Here is a 761-nt window from a genome sequence, read left to right on the forward strand (position 1 = left end):
GGGGGAGGAGTACAATTTACCGCAAGGTAGAAAGGCTCCCTTCTACTCGACTAGTTGAAGTAGAAACACTGAAAATATGGTAAAATTTTAAAAAACTTAGATATGCGATTTATAGGGGAGAGTATATATGGATATAGAAATTCATAGTGATTTCGCCAATGCAAATCTCGATCAAATGAAGGAAGTTTATGCTTCTGTTGGGTGGACTAAACATACAAACGAGATAATTAGACAAGTATTCGAAGCAAGTAATGTCGTAGCCTTAGTTAAGGTCAATGGAAGAATTATTGGGATTGGTAGAGGGATTACAGATGGCGTTTTTAATGCAGCAATTTATGATGTAGTGGTTCATCGAGATTTTCAAAGGCAAGGAATAGCTAAAAAAATTATGGAGTTTTTACTTGATAAGCTAAGTAATGTTTCTTGTATACATTTAATATCAACAACTGGTAATGAAGGATTTTATAGAAAACTTGGATTTAAAAAACTGAAAACTGGAATGGCAAGGTATTTAAATCCAAGTCTAAGTGATGAGTATTTAGAGTAATTTTCAACGGGAGCTTTACTTTTACAATAAAGGGACAGTTTTTCGGCAGTCTCTTTTTCCTTACCGTTATTGAACAAACGGGCAGCTTAGTTTAACAAAATATATGTGTACATTAAACACAATTTCTGAATCCTCTCCCTATTGAAAAAGGGAGGTTCTAATAGATTAGACCTTCTTTAAATGAAGGGTGCATGTACTTTCCCTTTCCTTACTA

Annotated in this window: 1 protein-coding gene; it reads left to right on the top strand. The window is 34.0% G+C overall.

The genetic code is table 11. From position 1 onward, the window contains the following. Positions 1 to 127 precede the first annotated feature (127 nt). Positions 128 to 547 carry a GNAT family N-acetyltransferase gene (locus GXK58_RS26825; RefSeq protein WP_160726225.1) on the top strand — a complete coding sequence of 140 codons (420 nt, stop codon included), beginning with the start codon at positions 128 to 130 and terminating at the stop codon, positions 545 to 547. The last annotated feature ends 214 nt before the right edge of the window (positions 548 to 761 follow it).

The organism is Bacillus sp. USDA818B3_A, from assembly GCF_009928415.1.
Classification (GTDB): Bacteria; Bacillota; Bacilli; order Bacillales; family Cytobacillaceae; genus Neobacillus.

Bases quoted from the DNA above. Each gene is read 5' to 3' on its own strand.
- GXK58_RS26825 (WP_160726225.1), top strand. From the start codon at position 128: ATGGATATAGAAATTCATAGTGATTTCGCCAATGCAAATCTCGATCAA.